Raw genomic sequence first — 17,128 nt, forward strand, 5'->3', positions numbered from 1 at the left:
AGTTGCCTTTTAGTGACTTATGGTGTTATAATGTTGATAAATTGGGTCTATACTGCTAATATACCCATTAGACTTCATGGTGGGTTTTTAGATCAATGGGGGCAAATTAACCCATCATTTCAGTGTATTTGCAGGAAAGAAGCACAATAAAACCAAATTGTGTAAAAAAATGTAAAATCTCTGAAAACTTCTTCACTTTTGTCTAGTTCCATAACGACAGTTTTGAACCCCAACTAACTTAAACAAATATTTAAAATTGTTATAGCATTTCCCATGATTGTGAGGTACAAAGTTTTTTAGTTTTAGGGAACAGAGTTTGGGAAACGATCATTTTCCCGTAGATTATGGACATAAAGCCTTAAATTGGCATTTTTTCTCCGCCGCGCTATAATTCAGAGCATAGAGCGCGGAATCTAAACCTCTAGGGATTACTAGGGTTTTGGAAAATGTCCTGATTTTGCAGCCAATCCTTACCCACCTGAATGGTAATGTCTGAACTAATATTACCCGTGCTTTCTACCCGCACTTCCCCAAATCCCAATAAACTACGAATTGATTCCGCGCTATCTCCGTCTCCTTGTTGTGCTAAAATGTGAGTTGTATTTAAAGGTTCTCCCCAGGGCTTAGAAACGAAAATATTGGTATATCCAGATTTTTCTAATGTTTTAATTAGGGGGCGTAACTGAGAACGATTATTGCGATCGCCTCCTGTGGTATCCTGAATAGCTATACGCACACGACTAGGTTCACTAAATGATGTTTCTATCGTGTTCCCCTCTAAACCAAAATACTGCTTCATTAGTTTAGCAACATTCCGTCGATCTGGAACCCAATAACTGGCATCAAATTCATGATTTTCGCTAAAGCGTCCAGGTAACATTAACATTTGCATATTAGAGCGATTGATTTTTGACCCAAAACCAATCAGGGCTATTAGTTCTTCAACGGATAAGTTTGTATCAATATTTTCTTTGACAACATTCAGAATCTCTGGTAATCTAGTAATAGTTGTCGGGTTTAAAGACTGTTCAATTAAAGCCCGTAACACCATTTGCTGACGTTGAATCCGACCAATATCTCCCAATTCATCATGACGATAACGGAGTAATTGTAACGCTTGTTCACCGTTGAGATGTTGTTGACCTGCTTTTAAATTAATGTATAAATGTTGGGAATCGTCCCGATATTTCATATCTTTGGGGACATAGACATTTACTCCGCCCAAAGCTTCAATTAGCTTACTCACACCTAAGACATTAATACGGATGTAGCGATCAATTCCTACTCCACCTAAAAGATTACTAACGGTTTTCGCTGTTAAAGCTGGACCTCCCTCCATGTTAGCAGCATTAATTTTTTTCAGTCCATGGCCTTCAATTTCTGTACGGGTATCTCTAGGAACAGAAAGCATGGCTACTTTTTTTGTCTCTGGATCAAATTTGATTAACAGCATGACATCAGAAAGACCGTCAAAGGAATTAATTTGCGGTTGGTATCGGAGATTTTTGCTTTCGAGGGGTGGGTTTTGCACGTCTGGAGGCAATACACTCATTCCCATGAGTAAAATATTCACAGGACGAGTTAACTGAGAAAATTGTAACCCATTTCCAGAAATGCGATCGCCATCAAATACCGCCTCTTCCTGGGGACTAAGTTGAGCTTGTTGCAAAGGTGTACTTTCCCAAGAAACAGCCAATAATGCTCCGGCCAGCCCTGATACTATGGCAATTCCTCCCATTCCCACTGCAAACCATAGCCACCGTCCCGATTTTGGCAAGGGAGAATTTTTCCTTTGACCATTATATTTAGCTTTTGCTGCTTTTTGTTGTGCTGCTGATGTTTTTTGACTAGTCACAGACTTCCTCTCACCTAGAATTTTTAATAAACTAAATTTATGCACTCAATACATCTAAAACAAATCCGACTATATTAGCCAACTCCTCATTAAACTTACTATTAGGAACTTCCAAATATACAAAAGAATTGACAAACTAGGACTAAGGGGTAAAAGCCCTACCTAGGCCATATTCTTGTTGCTAAGTTGCTAAATCCAGCTAAACGGCAAGATTTACCTTGAATGACCCGGAAAATTAACCAAACACTTACTAAAAAGTACCCAGAAGTCAGAAAACTATTAAGAATTAACAAGCGCAGAGTGAAAAAATCCGTTGCTGCTCCAGTAGTTAATAATAAATAACCTAATATCCAAATCAAAGCCAAGGTAATAGACAAACGACTGACAGCCAGTTGTTCCCGACTACCCTGACCCTGGTAAATAGTCCACAACGATGGAAAAAAGCCTAGAATGGGAACCAAATATAAAATTAGCTGTGTTTTCAAGATATCTGTATCTTTCGGTGACAAGTTGTCCATAGTGGTTGATGTGATCATAAACTAGAGATGGTAAATAACCGTTATTAACTTAGAGACAATATTCTGTGCAGAAGAAATCACCTTAGTTCTATAGTGTAATTATCTAAAAATGCAGACACGTAAGCTACTCAATTGGTGGCAAGCACTAACACCCCTAGCTAGATATTTAGCGCTCGCCTTACTCGCGCCCCTATTAGTTCTTAATGGTTGGGCCGTGGCGGCAATTTTCAATTATTTTCACTCCCTGATAGTTATTTTAGTCGGAGCTTCTGTCTTAGCGTTTCTACTTAGCTATCCCGTGAGTTGGATGGAAAATCACGGAGCAAAAAGAGAACAAGTAGCTATCCTCGTATTTTTGTTGGCATTATCCATTTTATTAGCTTTAGGTGTCACTCTGTTTCCCCTTGCCCTAACTCAAGCTCAACAACTGGTGGCACGTTTACCAGACTTAATTGATTCAGGACGTTCTCAATTAATGATCCTCAACGAAAAAGCAGAAGGGGTGGGTTTACCAATCAACTTAGATGCTTTAGCCTCACAAATCAATGACCGCGTTAAGGGTCAATTACAGTCTATAGCTGGGCAGGCGCTAAATCTAGCCGTTATCACTGTCACTAGTATACTAGATTTTCTGCTGACAATGGTATTGACCTTTTATTTATTACAGCATGGCGGTGAACTTTGGCAAAGTTTAGTAGAATGGCTACCTCCTAAATTTCGCGCTCCTTTTTCCAAAACAGTCCGTTTAAGCTTTCAGAATTTTTTTATTACCCAACTAATTTTATCAACCTGCATGGCTTCTGCTCTAATTCCTACCTTTTTATGGCTAAAAGTTCCTTTTGGTCTATTATTTGGGTTAACAATTGGAATTATGGCACTTATTCCCTTTGGCGGTTCTGTCGGTATTGCTCTAATAACTTCTCTAGTTTCGCTCCAAGATGTTTCTATGGGTGTGAGAGTATTAATAGCGGCTTTAATTGTCCAGCAAATCCTCGAAAATATAATTGCACCCCGAATTTTAGGTAGTTTTACGGGTTTAAACCCGGTTTGGATTTTAATTTCTGTCTTAACTGGAGCAAGAGTTGGCGGACTTTTAGGGGTAATTGTGGCTGTCCCCTGTGCTGTTGTTATTAAAAGCATCATTAACGCCATTCGTCCCCCGGTACTAAATCTTGATACAGAAGACTCTGCTCTTGAGGAGATAGCTATACCTATAAAACCAGAAAAATCCTCGGAAATAGAAAACAATAATTCTTTGGGTATTTCATGAACTAATTTATATTATGACCTATGGGCACTGGAAACGCGCCCATTTAGACATCATACTCAAGTATCAGGGGAGGGAACAGGGAACAGGATACAATTTTTGACAATTAACAAATTGTTCTTGAATATTGTTAACCTCCTCCCCAAAGAAGAAGAGGTTTAAGAAAGGATTCAAAACAGACTTATTCGATTAATATGGCCAAGTCCAATCACGGATTTCTGGCATATCTTCACCGTATTTTTGGATATATTGCTTATGTTCAATCAACTTATCTCGCAATTTTTGTTTTACATAAGCTGCTTGAGAACCTAATTTTGGTACACGGTCAATGACATCCATAACCAAGTGAAATCTATCTAAATCATTCATTACCACCATATCAAAAGGTGTGGTTGTTGTTCCCTCTTCTTTATAACCACGGACATGAATATTCTGATGATTTGTATGCCGATAGGTGAGACGATGAATTAACCAAGGATAACCATGAAATGCAAAGATAATGGGTTTATCAGTTGTGAAAATTGTATCAAAGTCTTTGTTAGTTAAACCATGAGGATGTTCGCTTTGTGGTTGTAGTGTCATTAAATCAACAACATTCACAACTCGCACTTTTAAATCTGGGAAATTTTGTCTTAAAATATCCACAGCCGCTAAAGTTTCTAAGGTCGGAACATCTCCAGCACAAGCCATAACTACATCAGTTTCACTGTTTTGATCATTACTTGCCCATTCCCAAATTCCTAACCCTTTAGTACAATGTTTAATAGCTGAATCTATGTCTAAATATTGCAAGGCTGGTTGTTTACCAGCGATAATCACATTCACGTAATTACGACTTTTTAAACAATGGTCGGTTACTGATAGCAAGGTGTTAGCATCTGGGGGAAGATAAACGCGAATGATCTCTGATTTTTTATTAATTACATGATCAATAAAACCAGGATCTTGGTGAGAAAACCCGTTATGATCTTGCCGCCAAACATGAGAAGTGAGAAGATAATTTAAAGAAGCAATTGGTCTCCTCCAGGTAATATGACGAGTTGTTTTCAACCATTTAGCGTGTTGGTTGAACATTGAATCAATGATGTGAATAAAAGCTTCATAACAGGAGAAGAAACCATGACGACCTGTTAATAAATACCCTTCTAACCACCCTTGACAATTGGTTTCGCTGAGGATTTCCATAACTCGACCGTCGGGAGCTAAATGGTCATCTTCGGGAAGAGTTTCCGCATCCCAAGCGCGATTTGTCACTTCAAATAAAGGATCTAGACGATTTGAGGCGGTTTCGTCAGGACCAAAAACGCGGAAGTTGCAGCTTTCGTCGTTCAGTTTCATGATATCGCGGAGAAACTTACCAGTAACTTTTGTTGCTTCAGCGTTTATTGTTCCTGGTTTAAGTAGTTCTACGGCATAGTTGGTAAAATCAGGCATTTTTAAATCACGCAGCAAAATTCCGCCATTTGCGTGGGGATTGTCTCCCATGCGACGCTGACCTTTGGGGGCTAATTCTGCGAGTTCGGGAATCAGTTGACCATTAGTATCAAATAGTTCTTCTGGTTTGTAACTCTTCAACCAATCTTCTAATAGTTGCAGATGTTCCGGTTTACCAGCTATATCACTAAAAGGGACTTGGTGCGATCGCCAATAACCTTCTGTTTTCTTTCCGTCTACTTCCTTGGGACCTGTCCAACCTTTAGGAGTGCGTAAGATAATCATTGGCCATTGCGGTCTTTTTTGAACCCCATGTAGTCGCGCTTCTCGTTGAATACCCTGAATTTCAGGAATGATTGTATCTAAAACTGCCGCCATTTGTTTATGAACTTCCGCAGGATCTCCACCTTCGACAAAGTAAGGTTTATAACCATAGCCGATAAATAGACTTTCTAATTCTGCATGAGGTATCCGTGCTAATACTGTAGGGTTGGCAATTTTATAACCATTCAAATGCAGAATTGGTAAAACCGCACCATCAGTAACAGGGTTAATAAATTTGTTAGAATGCCAACTAGTAGCTAAAGGTCCAGTTTCCGCTTCTCCGTCACCGACAACCGCAGCTACAATTAAATCAGGATTGTCAAATACCGCTCCATAAGCGTGAACCAAAGCATAACCTAATTCTCCTCCTTCGTGGATAGAACCGGGTGTCTCCGGTGCGACGTGACTGGGAATACCACCAGGAAAGGAAAATTGCTTAAATAGTTTTTGCATTCCCCCCTCGTCTTGGGAGATATTGGGGTAATATTCGCTATATGTTCCTTCCAAGTAGGTATTAGCCACAATTCCCGGTCCACCATGTCCGGGTCCAGCGATATAAATGGCGTTGAGGTCGTATTTTTTTATAACTCGGTTCAAATGGGCATAAATCAAATTTAGCCCTGGTGTAGTTCCCCAATGTCCCAATAGTCGGGGTTTAATGTGTTCTTGTTTAAGGGGTTCTCTCAGTAAAGGATTATCAAGAAGGTATATTTGTCCAACTGAGAGATAATTAGCTGCACGCCAATAGGCATTGATTTTTTCTAATTCTGTGTCTGTTAAAGGTTTTACCTGTGGAATAGTGGTAACAGTCATTTCCAACTCCAGTGTAAGCTGTTGAGACTAATCAATTATAACACTATTGTCAAGAAATACTATCCAAATAATCATCTAAATAGGGGGAAAAATAATCAATAAGACTGGTAAAAACGCAATTCTTAGTATCAGAAAAAATTGAAAATATCCGTGAGAAAAATGTCTCCATATCCGCGATAAAATCTTTAAGTACAATAGCCCCTTATCACCATGCAGCCTGACTGGAAAACCGTCAAAACTTACGAAGATATTATTTACGAAAAAACCGACGGTATGGCCAAAATTACCATTAACCGTCCCCAGAAGCGTAACGCTTTCCGACCAAAAACCGTATTTGAATTATACGAAGCTTTTTGGGATACTAAGGAAGATACTAGTATTGGTGTGGTTCTATTTACTGGTGCAGGACCTCATGTAGATGGTAAATACGCTTTCTGTTCAGGAGGTGATCAAAGTGTGCGCGGGCAAGCAGGTTATGTAGATGATGCGGGTATCCCCCGTTTAAATGTCTTAGATTTACAACGTCTCATTCGTTCTATGCCTAAAGTGGTCATTGCCCTAGTTGCGGGTTATGCTATTGGTGGTGGTCATGTTTTACACTTAATTTGTGATTTAACTATTGCTGCTGATAATGCCATTTTCGGGCAAACAGGACCAAAAGTAGGCAGTTTTGATGGTGGTTTTGGTGCTAGTTATCTAGCTAGGATAGTGGGTCAAAAAAAGGCTAGAGAAATATGGTTTCTCTGTCGTCAATATAACGCCCAGGAAGCCTTAGATATGGGGTTGGTGAATACCATTGTCCCCGTAGAAAAACTGGAAATAGAAGGTATAAAATGGGCGCAGGAGGTTTTAGAAAAAAGTCCCATAGCTATTCGTTGTCTAAAATCGGCATTTAACGCTGACTGCGACGGACAAGCTGGTTTACAAGAACTTGCTGGTAATGCTACTCTTCTCTATTACATGACAGAAGAAGGTGCAGAGGGAAAACAGGCCTTTTTAGAAAAGCGTCCTCCTAATTTTCGAGATTTTCCCTGGTTACCCTAGATTTATGGAAAATTGCGGTTGAAAATCCTGTCCTGATTTTGGCAGAAACACTAACCAGATGTGTATTATAGGGTGTTTGAAAAGTTTTCAGGGGTCATACAGCATCGGTGTTATGAGTTACATATCTAGCGGGCCAGATGCCCGCACCACAAGAGTTTCATGATTCAGGAAAATGCTGTATTATTAATTTCATATCTAGGTGGCAAGAAGCCCGCACCACAAGAGTTTCATGATTCAGGAAAATGCTGTATTGTTAATTTCATAATTACCGGAAAATGGTCAGAAGGCCATACTCCTTCCCACTGTTGACGATTAATAATAACTTGTTCTACGCGGAAAGAGTGATCGCAATATATAGTATCAATAGCATCCCAGGCTTGACCTGTAAAATTGTGAAAAGTTTTCTGTTGTTCTAGAGGGAGAGTCGCTAAAGGATCTTCTAATTGTTTACCATTGGCTAGAGGTGATAGGAAAATCTGCCGTTCTGGAGTATCAGGATTGGCGTTAAAATCTCCTGTTAGTAGCAAATGGTCTTCTAGTGGAAATTGACCTAAACGTTGACTAATTAAAGCTGCACTTAACTCTCTAGATTGAACATTTTCGTGATCCAAATGGGTATTTAATATAGTTAAAGACAGACCAGGATTAATAAGCTCAAAATTAGCCCAAGTGGCCATACGCGGTAAACGAGTTCCCCAAGTAATACTACCAGGAATTTCTGGAGTATCACTAAGGTAAAAATCCTGTGTTTGCTGAAGTTTCAGATATTGGAAGTTATAAAAAATTGCACAGTGCTCACTTATTCCTGTACCAGTGCGATCGCCCCCAATAATGTTATATTCGGGTAATAATGCTTGTAAATCTGCCAGTTGATGAGATTTACCCTCCTGTGTACCCAGTAAATCTGGTTTGTAGTGCTGGACTAAGGAAGCGATTGCTCCCAAACGCTTTTTCCACTGATACACCCCCAAATCTGGTTTATCATAGCGGAGATTAAAGGTCATTACAGTCAACATAGATGTTTTTCAGACTAATAGTGTGGCCTAGACCTGTGAATATGCGAAATATGGTAAGAATACCCTATTGTATATTTTTATGTTATCTAAAACTTGAGTAGACACGATTCCCTGACGGGCTTTAGCTTCAATATCTAAAAGTAAAAGGCAAAAGTAAAGAAATTTTCAGCAATTTTAGGTTTCTTTACAAAGTTTAGTTTTATTGTCTTAGCGTACTTACTGATTTTTCAGAGTTTAAATTGTAGTTGTGGGGTTTTCCGATGGATCAAACTTATAACCATAACCCCGTACAGTCTTAATAAACTCCGGCATACTAGAATCAGCTTCCATTTTTTTCCGTAGTTGACCAATATGCACATCAACAACCCGGCCATCTCCCACATAATCACAACCCCAAATCTTTTGAATCAATTGGGTACGACTCCATGCTTGTCCAGGATGGGTAGCGAGAAAATATAAGATATTAAACTCTAAAGCAGTTAAGGCCAAAGGTTTATTATTCAGTGTTACCTCTCGCGCTTCGGAGTTAATAGCTAATTGGTTAAAAGTAAGGCGTTGTGAGACACTGGGCTGGATATAGCGAACACGTCTTAATAGGGCATCTACCCTAACTTCTACCTCTGCTAAACTAAATGGTTTAGTCAAAAAATCATCAGCACCGGCGGCCATGACCTTGATTTTATCAATTTCATCATTGCGACTAGTAAGCATCATTACTAGAACGTTGGTACGGTTTTGCATTTCTTGGCAGAGTTCATAGCCATTTGCGTCTGGTAAGTTCCAATCAAGAATCACTAAAGCTGGATTGAATTTGTCAAATAAGACAAGGGCTGTTTTACCATCCGCTGCTGATTCTATTTCATATTTGGTTTTACCATCTGCTAATGATTCTATTTCATATTTCCGACTTAGAAACCGCTGGATGAGATTGCGGACGCTGGCATCGTCATCTACAATTAAAATCTTGGACTTGGTGGTGGAAGGCTTATCCATAATGCAATTTGTGATTGTTTGGGTAATTTGCTGTGATCATAGATGCTGTTGAAGTTGTGTTTTTGCAGATAACAAATTTTTTATTAATTTTATGCAAACTTTAGATATCTTAACTCTTTAAAAGAAGTATCAGTAATGGACAATTTTGGTATTTTTTTAATTTTTTTTTGTATAAATTAGTCCTACAAATTAACCTGGCTTGTTATATATTGGTCATAATCAAACACCCGATGTCTATAATATCGGGTGTCTTTTTGTTTAGATTAAATTAAGGATTGCTAGAATAATTCCTGTGATGATCATCAACAATTCCGCACAAAACCATTAATACTGAGCTAGGGAAGCATCTACCTCCTGACTCCACGCATTAATTCCCCCTTTGACATTTGTACCTGTAATCCCTGCTTCTTTGAGGATAGCTAAGGCTTTCGCTGAACGTCCACCCATTTTACAATGAGCAATTAAGCGGTGTCCTTTGAGTAATTCTTTCACCTTAGCGACACCATCACCATTTTCAATATCTGGTAACGGAACTAACACAGAACCGGGTATTTTAGCAATTTCATACTCATTAGGATTACGTACGTCTAATAGTACAAAGTCCTTTGCACCACTATCTAATAATTCCTTTAATTCCTTCACGGTCATTTCTGGAATTTCCATTTGCTGTTTCGCTTCTTCCGCTTGGGCTTGGGGAATACCACAGAATTGTTCATAGTCTATGAGCCTGTCAATAACTGGACGGATGGGGTTAGGACGTAGTTTTAGTTCCCGGAACTTCATATCTAAGGCGTTGTAAAGCACCAATCTTCCGCTGAGGGTTGTACCATTACCCAAAATGATTTTGACTGTTTCTGTAGCTTGAATAATCCCAATCATTCCTGGTAAAATTCCCAGAACTCCACCTTCTGCACAAGAGGGAACCATTCCTGGTGGTGGTGGTTCGGGATATAGGTCACGATAGTTAGGACCGCCCTCATAGTTAAAGACAGTTGCTTGTCCTTCAAAACGAAATATAGAACCGTAAACGTTGGGTTTATCTAACAATACGCAAGCGTCATTAACTAAATACCGAGTTGGGAAATTATCAGTACCATCTACAACGATATCGTAAGGACGAATAATCTCTAGAGCGTTTTCTGAACTCAGACGCGTTTCATATAAATCAACCTGACAATGGGGGTTAATTTCGTGAATGCGGTTTTTTGCTGATTCGATTTTGGGTTTACCTACCCAGGATGTGCCATGAATAACTTGACGTTGGAGGTTAGAGGTATCTACAATGTCAAAATCAACAATACCAATTCTGCCTATACCTGCGGCTGCAAGATATAACAGCAATGGTGAACCTAGTCCACCTGTACCAATACACAATACGCTGGCAGCTTTTAGGCGTTTTTGCCCTTCCATTCCCACTTCTGGTAAAATTAAGTGGCGGGAGTAGCGTTCATAGTCGTCTTTTGTTAACTGGATTTCATCCAGATTCGGATTTAGCATAGCAGTTGTAGAAATCAGCGCGGAGTATTAATGTTAACTTAAAGTTGCTAATTTTATCATTTTGGATTGCAATGGGCGCGGGAATCAGAAATCAGGAATCGGTGATAATAATGAACAAAAGACCACTGACAACTAACCGCTGAAGAACAGGGATTGGCAATTTTCCCTGTCTTGGAAACTTCTTTTTTAACTAGTAGCAGTATTAGCGGCTTCTGTAGCCATTCTAGAGGCATCTGTGCTACCCATACGAATTTCTGAGGTAAAGGAAGCCATACTAAAGCCACCAAAGCGTTTTAAAACACTTACTCGCATCCGCAAATTAGGACTAGCAAACCATAGTCTTTCTTCAGACCACATTGTTTCATATTCAGTGATCAAAGTTAAGGCTCCATCATCACCGATTTTATAGCTACCAGCAACGGGGGCTTTTTCGGCGTAACCCATTTCCCGCAGTAATTTACCTTCATCTGGGTTATCTGCATTGGGAACTGTGGCTAAAACGGTTGAACCCTCGTGTTTTTCTTCGTCCCATTCCATTGTGCCATTCCAGGTAACTCGCGCTCCACAGGAAGCTGTATCTGGCTCAATTTCATACTGTTGACACAATTTAATCACTTCTGGATGATCAGCGGCTAATATCTCAATCACGATGTCTGATTTACCGTCTTCTGACTGCTTGAACGCCAAATGGTGACTGGTACGATGGGAAAACCATTTTCCAGCGCTTAATTCAAAAAATTCTTTAACGTTCATAAATCAAATTATCCCCTGTCCTTAATTTTCAAAATCTCTTTATTTTATTAAAAACTAGGAAGAGACTTTAATTCAACTAAGGTTATTGCTTTCCTCAAGTCTTTGTAGAGAAATCCTGGCTGCTTCTGCAACGTTTTTATGACTATCCTTTTCTAGATATTTTAAAGCAGATACACTTTTAGGGGTGGGTAAGTTGCCAAGGGCTTCGGCGAGGCGTTGTCGTGTTAACCAATCTTCTGCTTGAGCAAAACGCAGAATATGTGTGACTGAATTTACATCCCGAATTTCTCCTAAGGCGGAAATAGCTGCTTGTTGAATCACTATTTCTTGACTATTTAGTGCCTGGATAAGAATATCATGGGAGCGGGGGTCTTTGATATTACCTAAAGATACTGCGGCACTAAATCTCACTAACCAGTCTGTATCTTCATAAAATGCTCTTGATAGCACTTCTACGGCTCTATTATCTTCTAGATATCCCAATGCACCCGCAGCATCAGCACGGATACCATAATCGGGATCTGTTTCTAAAATTTTCACTAGAATGGAATAACACTCTGAGGTTTTTTTTATACCTAGAGCAAATGTGGCCATTGAGCGTAGTTGTAGAGATTGATCATCTAATACCTTTTTAATTAAAGGTACTGCATCATCAGCAGATACATGACGCAAATTAGCAAGAGCTACCATGCGATCGCGCAGATTGGGACTTTCTAACTGAGCCGAAATTACTTCTAAATTTGGAGCAGCCATTTATTTGACAGCATTTTCTTAATTTATCTGCACTTTAACATAATTGGGACGGTCTCAACTGTAATTTTGATGATTTTGGTGATTTTGATGATAGAAATCATCTCGATCACATTAATTAGAACTTCACACAAGTGACGGAATAACGAACTACTTCAGGTACAAAGAACACTGAGAAATGAGGGTTAGAGGAATATTTTGCGTAGGTTCTGTTAATTACACAAATCATAATTCAGACTTATTCTTTATGTCCGATCTTGTCGTGTAAATAACAATTATATTTTACTGTGTCTTTAGTAAGAAGAAAATCAATAAGAGTAGCGGTAGGGTTAATGAAACGACTGTTAAAGACAGCGAAATAGCATTAGGAGTATGATCATGGTTCAACTTAGTGAGCGTCCAGGTACAAAAAAAATCACCAGCTTACAACAGAAGTTTATCTATGAAATTAACACGATGTACGATGCTGAAAATCGCTTCTTAGAAGCCCAGCAAATGATGTGGCAATGTTGTCAAAATAGTAAGTTAAAGGCGGTAATTGAGCCACATATTCCCGAAACTGAACAGCACATTGAAAACCTCAAACAGATATTAACTATTTTCGGAGAACAGCCACAACGGATTACTTGTGATATTGCGGCTGGTTTAATTAGTGAATGTCAAAAATTCACACTTTTATCTGCGGATAATTCCAAAATTGTAGATCTAGGACTAGCAGAATGGCATTGTAAAATTGAACAATTAGAAATTACTTGTTATCGTACTTTGATTAAGGTTGCTGAGAGTCTGCGTGGGGAAGTCATGCTAGGACAAAACCAAGTTGTCCAGTTATTAGAGCAAAATTTACGCCAAGAAGAACAGACAGCACAAAAACTGGAACAGTTGATGATGCAGTTAGTTCAAGAAGCGAAGCAACCCGAAGCTAAAGCTACGGTTAAAAATCGTTAAGTTGATCGCTATTTCCTAGAAAAAATCCCCGATATTTCTATAATTCGGGGATTTTAAGTTTTGAATTTTTATCAATTAAATATGGAAAATCTATAAATTAGGAGGCACAAGTAAATGATCAATTTTATAAATAATGCCATTGCTACCTTGGATACCTACTTCAGTTATCTTGCCATTATCAACCTTGACAATATTATTATTAATAGTTACTATGATATCATCTCCTTGTAAGCTTTTTACTTTCCCAGATTTCAAATCACTGAAAAGGATTTTACCAGGGACTACATGATACTTTAAAATCTGAATTAATATTTTCTTATTTTCTGGCTTTAACAAATCTTGTACTGCGGTTTCATCTTTTAGTTGTGCAAATGCTGCATCTGTAGGTGCAAAAATGGTAAAAGGACCTGCTCCCTGTAAAGTTTCTGTGAGCCCCGCTGCTGTTAAAGCTTTGATAAGAGTTGTAAAAGATCCATCGGCGTTGGCCAACACGATTAAGTTCTTGTTTTCTGTGGTTTCAGTTACGGGTGTTGTTGGTGTCGGTTTAACGGTGGGAACTTCTATTACTGGTTTGATGGGTTTAGTTATAGGTACTTTTTGACTAGGGTTTCCATGACGATTATAGGGATCTTGGTTGAAAATACTTGGTTTGGGCTTAAGTGTTTCTTCGGCTGGGGATGGTATGTTAATTAACAGTCCAAAACTAGTTAATCCCATTATACTTACTATTCTAAATAATAATTTACTGTAATTACACTTGATCAATTTTTTAGTCCTCATTACTTACAATTATAGGTTATATCAAAACTGACAAAATTCTGCTAACTAGAATATCTTCCTAATTAGTAGGTCTGATCTTACCAAATATTTTAGATCAACCTATCTCTACAAGAATTTACCAGTTAGGATTTATAATTGTCAAGATAATCTAAAAGTATTTAAAACTAAATTCTGCCAAAAATCAAAAATATGATACAATCTTAACTAATGCTCCCGAAAATATCTAAATTTTCAATTGAACAAAAGTCTAGATAGTTTCCAAATTACCTATCAGCAAATAAAGTCAAAAAAATCATTGATTCACGGGAAAAAGCCTCAGAATTAAAGATACAATCACAAACAACTTGCAGGATATATAATATGCTAGAACTATATCAGTGGGAACTATCTCAATTTTCCGAAAAAGTCCGTCTAATTCTTGATTATAAAGGGTTAGAGTATCGCAAAATCGAAGTTGCGCCTGGAATTGGACAGCTAGAATTATTTCGCTTAACTGGACATAAACAAGTACCAATTTTAAAGGATGGAAATAGATATATTGTTGATTCTACGGAAATCTCTAAGTATTTAGATACGGAATATCCAGATCGACCGCTGATACCAATAGAACCCAAAAAACGGGCTTTAACTTTATTATTGGAAGATTGGGCAGATGAGTCAATGGGTGTTAAAGGTAGAAAAGCACTATTTGCAGCCATTAGTCAAGATCAAAATTTTCGTAAGTCGTTGTTACCAGTTTCAACTCCAGATATTCTCAGAAGTTTTGTTGAAGGTGTTCCTGGTGATTTTCTGTCCGCACTGGGTTTCGGTGTTGGTTTTACCCCAGATGTGGTTAATGCGGCTATTACCAGTTTGAAACAAGATTTGGACATTATTACCCAATTATTGGTGGGTAGTCCTTATTTAACAGGTGATGAACCAACTTTAGCTGATTTGACTGTAGCTAGTTTATCAATGCTTTTGAAGTTTCCTGATGGTGCTTACTTGGATTTACCAGTATCTCTTAGAGGTAAGGGTTTATCTAGTATAGCTGATAATCCTGAGTATGAAGCATTTTTTGCCTGGCGCGATCGCATTTACTCACAATTTAGAAAACCATTACCAGGAATTACCCCACCGGTGGGAAATATACCAACAAACATTCACATTGACTAAGGAAAGGAATGGGTAATTGGTAATTGATAATATTGGTCATTGGTAAGAATTTCCTATTCCCTGACAACGAACAACTGACAAAGAACAACTGACCACTGACCAGTGACAACGAACAACTGACTACTGACCACTGACAACGGACAAAAATGAATTTGGGATTACCATTAGGTTCAGTTATTGAAGGTTCTCTGACTGGGGGTTTGGAAGTCAGATTACACCCAGACATTTCTGTAGAAGATATGCGGGTAGGTAAATTTCTCGTAGTACAGGGAATGCGATCGCGTTTTTTCTGTATGCTAACAGATGTATCCTTGGGTATGGCAAATGACCGCATTACAGCTAGTCCTCCTAATTGGGAAGATAGTTTTTTGCGCGAAGTATTAGCAGGTAGCGGTACTTACGGGATGATCAACCTAGCGCCCATGTTGATGTTTACCCCTGAATCTCTAGAATCTGTCTTTTCCAGTAATGGTAAATCTCCTAATACTTTTATACCATCGTCTACAGGTTTAGCATCCTTTCAACCCCAAACCAGTACGACGATGGAATTGTTACCTGTTAAAACTATTCCTAGTCATTTTAGCCAAGTTTATGAAGCCAGCGTTGAGGATTTTCGTAAAGTATTTGGCTGGGAAGACGACCCGCAACGCAAAAACTTTTCTATCGGTAAACCCTTAGATATGGATGTGCCGATTTGTATTGATTTAAATCGTTTTGTTGAGCGCAGTAATGGGATTTTTGGAAAATCGGGAACTGGTAAATCTTTCCTGACTCGTTTAATTTTAGCTGGTGTTATCCGTAAAAATGCTGCTGTCAATTTAATTTTTGATATGCACTCAGAATATGGTTGGGAAGCAGTCGCAGAAGGAAAAAACGTCAACACTGTTAAAGGCTTAAAACAGTTATTTCCCGGACAAGTCGAAGTTTACACACTTGATCCCGACTCAACTAAACGTCGAGGTGTACGAGATGCACAAGAACTCTATCTTAGTTATGAGCAGGTTGAAGTTGAAGATATTAAATTATGTAATCGTGATTTAGGACTTTCAGAAGCGGCTTTAGATAATGCCAATATCCTATTTAGTGAATTGGGTAAATCTTGGATTATTAAGTTACTAAATATGAGTAACGAAGATATTGAGATGTTTTGTGAGGAAAAACGCGGACATAAAGGCTCAATCATGGCATTACAGCGTAAATTATTCCGTTTAGATGCTTTAAAATATATGCGTAGTGCTTGTCCACAAAATTATATTAAAAATATCGTCCAATCCCTAGAAGCTGGAAAAAACGTAGTTATCGAATTTGGTTCACAATCAAATATGCTTTCATATATGCTAGTGACGAATATGATCACTAGACGGATACATGAGCATTATGTCAAAAAAGCTGATAAATTTCTCCAGAGCAAAAATCCTTTAGATAGACCGACACCATTAATGATTACAATAGAAGAAGCGCACCGTTTTCTTGACCCAGGGGTGGTACAAAGTACAATTTTTGGAACTATTGCTAGGGAACTGCGAAAATATTTTGTCACGCTTTTGGTAGTTGATCAACGTCCATCTGGCATAGATAATGAAGTCATGTCGCAGATTGGAACTCGAATTACAGCTTTGCTCAATGATGAGAAGGATATTGATGCTATTTTTACAGGTGTATCTGGTGCAGGTGGTTTACGTTCAGTCTTAGCTAAGTTAGACTCTAAACAACAAGCTTTAATTTTAGGTCATGCTGTTCCCATGCCAGTGGTTGTGCGTACCCGTCCCTATGATACCACCTTTTATGCTGAAATTGGCGATATCGTTTGGGAAGAAAAGTCAGATGAGGAAGTATTCACTGCTGCTGAACTAGCTAAAGCAGACTTAGGTTTTTAGTTTGAAATCAACAACTGACAACTGCTTGAGACTACCAGGGGCTTTAGCTTACCGGGTATTCCTGTAAAATCCCTCCATTATCCAAACAATTCAAGTTCGGTTAT

At 38.6% G+C, this 17,128-nt stretch carries 14 protein-coding genes; 5 read left to right on the top strand and 9 right to left on the bottom strand.

Going from position 1 to position 17,128, the window contains the following annotated elements; all coding sequences use genetic code 11:
- Nucleotides 1-421 precede the first annotated feature (421 nt).
- Nucleotides 422-1,855, bottom strand: coding sequence for an LCP family protein (locus H6G44_RS00185; protein WP_190385327.1), 1,434 nt, complete (start codon nt 1,853-1,855; stop codon nt 422-424).
- A gap of 158 nt (nt 1,856-2,013) precedes the next feature.
- Entirely contained in the window at nt 2,014-2,391 is a 378-nt protein-coding gene (locus H6G44_RS00190) for a hypothetical protein (protein ID WP_242031643.1), read from the bottom strand.
- A 91-nt stretch (nt 2,392-2,482) separates the two neighbouring features.
- Here H6G44_RS00190 and H6G44_RS00195 point away from each other — a divergent pair, with 91 nt between their 5' ends.
- Nucleotides 2,483-3,643 carry an AI-2E family transporter gene (locus H6G44_RS00195; protein ID WP_190385326.1) on the top strand — a complete coding sequence of 387 codons (1,161 nt, stop codon included), beginning with the start codon at nt 2,483-2,485 and terminating at the stop codon, nt 3,641-3,643.
- Between the two features lie 186 nt (nt 3,644-3,829).
- On the opposite strand, the gene H6G44_RS00200 is transcribed toward H6G44_RS00195, so the two are convergent.
- Nucleotides 3,830-6,211, bottom strand: coding sequence for a phosphoketolase family protein (locus H6G44_RS00200; RefSeq protein ID WP_190385325.1), 2,382 nt, complete (start codon nt 6,209-6,211; stop codon nt 3,830-3,832).
- A gap of 210 nt (nt 6,212-6,421) precedes the next feature.
- Here H6G44_RS00200 and menB point away from each other — a divergent pair, with 210 nt between their 5' ends.
- Nucleotides 6,422-7,255 carry a 1,4-dihydroxy-2-naphthoyl-CoA synthase gene (gene menB / locus H6G44_RS00205; RefSeq protein WP_190385324.1) on the top strand — a complete coding sequence of 278 codons (834 nt, stop codon included), beginning with the start codon at nt 6,422-6,424 and terminating at the stop codon, nt 7,253-7,255.
- Nucleotides 7,256-7,482: 227 nt separating this feature from the next.
- Here the strand turns inward: menB and H6G44_RS00210 are convergent, their stop codons facing one another.
- From H6G44_RS00210 to H6G44_RS00230, 5 genes are all read right to left on the bottom strand, one after another.
- Nucleotides 7,483-8,259 (bottom strand): endonuclease/exonuclease/phosphatase family protein, encoded by a 777-nt coding sequence (locus H6G44_RS00210; protein WP_190385365.1) that lies wholly within the window; start codon nt 8,257-8,259, stop codon nt 7,483-7,485.
- Nucleotides 8,260-8,505: 246 nt separating this feature from the next.
- Nucleotides 8,506-9,264 carry a response regulator transcription factor gene (locus H6G44_RS00215; protein WP_190385323.1) on the bottom strand — a complete coding sequence of 253 codons (759 nt, stop codon included), beginning with the start codon at nt 9,262-9,264 and terminating at the stop codon, nt 8,506-8,508.
- Between the two features lie 324 nt (nt 9,265-9,588).
- A complete protein-coding gene (moeB, locus tag H6G44_RS00220; protein WP_190385322.1) occupies nt 9,589-10,761 on the bottom strand; it encodes a molybdopterin-synthase adenylyltransferase MoeB in 1,173 nt (390 codons plus the stop codon).
- Between the two features lie 186 nt (nt 10,762-10,947).
- Nucleotides 10,948-11,514: a phycobiliprotein lyase gene (locus H6G44_RS00225; protein ID WP_190385321.1), complete on the bottom strand. Its 567-nt coding sequence runs from the start codon at nt 11,512-11,514 to the stop codon at nt 10,948-10,950.
- A gap of 72 nt (nt 11,515-11,586) precedes the next feature.
- On the bottom strand, nt 11,587-12,267 hold the full coding sequence (locus H6G44_RS00230; RefSeq protein ID WP_190385320.1) for a HEAT repeat domain-containing protein: 681 nt from the start codon (nt 12,265-12,267) through the stop codon (nt 11,587-11,589).
- Between the two features lie 375 nt (nt 12,268-12,642).
- On the opposite strand from H6G44_RS00230, the gene H6G44_RS00235 reads away from it, so the two are divergent.
- Nucleotides 12,643-13,212, top strand: a complete 570-nt coding sequence (locus H6G44_RS00235) for a YciE/YciF ferroxidase family protein (protein WP_190385319.1) — start codon at nt 12,643-12,645, stop codon at nt 13,210-13,212.
- A 90-nt stretch (nt 13,213-13,302) separates the two neighbouring features.
- Here H6G44_RS00235 and H6G44_RS00240 read toward each other — a convergent pair whose 3' ends face one another.
- On the bottom strand, nt 13,303-13,929 hold the full coding sequence (locus H6G44_RS00240; RefSeq protein ID WP_242031641.1) for a fasciclin domain-containing protein: 627 nt from the start codon (nt 13,927-13,929) through the stop codon (nt 13,303-13,305).
- Nucleotides 13,930-14,352: 423 nt separating this feature from the next.
- Here H6G44_RS00240 and H6G44_RS00245 point away from each other — a divergent pair, with 423 nt between their 5' ends.
- The gene (locus H6G44_RS00245) at nt 14,353-15,147 is read left to right on the top strand and encodes a glutathione S-transferase family protein (RefSeq protein ID WP_190385318.1); all 795 of its coding nucleotides are present in this window, start codon (nt 14,353-14,355) and stop codon (nt 15,145-15,147) included.
- 146 nt (nt 15,148-15,293) lie between these two features.
- Nucleotides 15,294-17,024 carry a helicase HerA domain-containing protein gene (locus tag H6G44_RS00250; protein ID WP_190385317.1) on the top strand — a complete coding sequence of 577 codons (1,731 nt, stop codon included), beginning with the start codon at nt 15,294-15,296 and terminating at the stop codon, nt 17,022-17,024.
- The last annotated feature ends 104 nt before the right edge of the window (nt 17,025-17,128 follow it).

The organism is Aphanizomenon flos-aquae FACHB-1287, from assembly GCF_014698755.1.
Lineage (GTDB): Bacteria > Cyanobacteriota > Cyanobacteriia > Cyanobacteriales > Nostocaceae > Dolichospermum > Dolichospermum flosaquae.

What these genes read in the sequence shown, in the direction of transcription:
- H6G44_RS00190 (WP_242031643.1), bottom strand. Translation starts at nt 2,391, where the DNA reads ATGATCACATCAACCACTATGGACAACTTGTCACCGAAAGATACAGAT.
- H6G44_RS00195 (WP_190385326.1), top strand. Translation starts at nt 2,483, where the DNA reads ATGCAGACACGTAAGCTACTCAATTGGTGGCAAGCACTAACACCCCTA.
- H6G44_RS00200 (WP_190385325.1), bottom strand. Translation starts at nt 6,211, where the DNA reads ATGACTGTTACCACTATTCCACAGGTAAAACCTTTAACAGACACAGAA.
- menB (WP_190385324.1), top strand. Translation starts at nt 6,422, where the DNA reads ATGCAGCCTGACTGGAAAACCGTCAAAACTTACGAAGATATTATTTAC.
- H6G44_RS00210 (WP_190385365.1), bottom strand. Translation starts at nt 8,259, where the DNA reads ATGACCTTTAATCTCCGCTATGATAAACCAGATTTGGGGGTGTATCAG.
- H6G44_RS00215 (WP_190385323.1), bottom strand. Translation starts at nt 9,264, where the DNA reads ATGGATAAGCCTTCCACCACCAAGTCCAAGATTTTAATTGTAGATGAC.
- moeB (WP_190385322.1), bottom strand. Translation starts at nt 10,761, where the DNA reads ATGCTAAATCCGAATCTGGATGAAATCCAGTTAACAAAAGACGACTAT.
- H6G44_RS00225 (WP_190385321.1), bottom strand. Translation starts at nt 11,514, where the DNA reads ATGAACGTTAAAGAATTTTTTGAATTAAGCGCTGGAAAATGGTTTTCC.
- H6G44_RS00230 (WP_190385320.1), bottom strand. Translation starts at nt 12,267, where the DNA reads ATGGCTGCTCCAAATTTAGAAGTAATTTCGGCTCAGTTAGAAAGTCCC.
- H6G44_RS00235 (WP_190385319.1), top strand. Translation starts at nt 12,643, where the DNA reads ATGGTTCAACTTAGTGAGCGTCCAGGTACAAAAAAAATCACCAGCTTA.
- H6G44_RS00240 (WP_242031641.1), bottom strand. Translation starts at nt 13,929, where the DNA reads ATGGGATTAACTAGTTTTGGACTGTTAATTAACATACCATCCCCAGCC.
- H6G44_RS00245 (WP_190385318.1), top strand. Translation starts at nt 14,353, where the DNA reads ATGCTAGAACTATATCAGTGGGAACTATCTCAATTTTCCGAAAAAGTC.
- H6G44_RS00250 (WP_190385317.1), top strand. Translation starts at nt 15,294, where the DNA reads ATGAATTTGGGATTACCATTAGGTTCAGTTATTGAAGGTTCTCTGACT.